We start from the raw sequence: 1,424 nt of genomic DNA, 5'->3' as shown, positions 1-1,424 counted from the left end.
CGCGTGTTGTTGGTGTTTTTAATTACTTTGTTTTAATTGTTTTAATTGTTTTAGGACCTCTGAAACCCTTGGTATGACTGATCTGAAGGAGTTTAACTATTACCTTTTCGATTCAAACTATTACCTTTTCGATTCGAACTATTACCTTTTCGATTCGAAACTATTACCTTTTCGATTCGAACTATTACCTTTTCGATTCGAAATATGAAAATTTTAAAAAATAGTAATAAAAACTTTTACATATAGATTTATTGATGATATTATCGAGTTAAACATTACTTTTTTAAAATTAAGTAATATTAATTTGGGGGATGTGACTGGATGAATCAAAATTATGTGGTAACTCAAGGGAATAATTTGATTGAAGCTAGACATAAAAAGCCGTTAACTGCACGAGAACAAAAAATTATCCTGACTATGGTTAGCATGATTGAGCCTACAGATGGGGATTTTAAAGACTACATAATTTCTGTTCGCGATTTTCATGAAATGCTAGGACTCGAGGGGAGAGAACACTACACAGAAATTAAAAGGGTGGTAGAAAGTTTAATGACAAAGGTGGTAGAGATTCCTTTAGAAGATAAAGGATGGTTAATGACTCACTGGGTATCTACCGCAAGATATGTAGATGGTTCTGGAGTTATACAGCTTCGTTTTGCCCCTGAGTTAAAACCTTATTTACTGCAACTCAAAGATACTTTTACTTCGTACAAATTGAATAATATCTTGTCGCTTAAAAGCGTGTATGCTATTCGGCTCTACGAATTAATGAAAAAGTGGCAAACTGTTACTGAATGGAAATGTTCAATAGACTCATTAAGAGGAAAATTGGGCGCTGCCAATAAGTCATATAATCTCTACGGCAACTTTAAAAATAAGATATTACTTCCTGCAATTAAAGAATTAAACGAGCAAACAGATCTATTAATTCAGTACAAAGAAATCAAAAAAGGTAGAAAAGTCGATGCTATTGAATTTACTATTCGTCATGTCCCTGAAAAGAAAATTAAAGTCCCTTATCTTGAAAATATTTCTGAATCCGTTGAAGAACTGAGCGAAATAGACAAGCTACGTATACGAATGAACGAACTCGCAGAGGGCTATCAATTCGATACCGGCTTTTTTGCGCAGCTGCATCAAGGAGTGTCCTTGATTTGGCAAGACGACGCCGAACGGGAATTGGAATTCTTAATTCGCTACGTCAACGAAGAAAAGAGCGTGAAGAATCCACTCGGGTTTATCAAATCCAAAATCACTTCCGCCTGGGAGATCCACGAAGCTGGCGGACGGATTACATTTGCGGATCTGCAGCCAGTTAAAGAACGCTGGGCCGGACGCGAAGAAAAACTTCCGGACTGGTTCACTTCCAAAGATGAACCGGCTGAACCATCGGAATCGAATCCGGAACTTGATAAAGAAAAAGA

Annotated in this window: 1 protein-coding gene; it reads left to right on the top strand. The window is 36.5% G+C overall.

Annotated features, from left to right (window positions below; translation table 11 throughout):
* Positions 1-321: 321 nt before the first annotated feature.
* Positions 322-1,424 (top strand): replication initiation protein (locus ON064_RS18210; RefSeq protein ID WP_274625872.1); only part of this gene is annotated, 1,103 nt, incomplete at its 3' end.

This window comes from Planococcus sp. A6, assembly GCF_028823615.1.
GTDB lineage: Bacteria > Bacillota > Bacilli > Bacillales_A > Planococcaceae > Planococcus.
The sequence above is the reverse complement of the archived record's forward strand: the minus strand, read 5'-3'. Positions and strand labels throughout refer to the sequence as shown.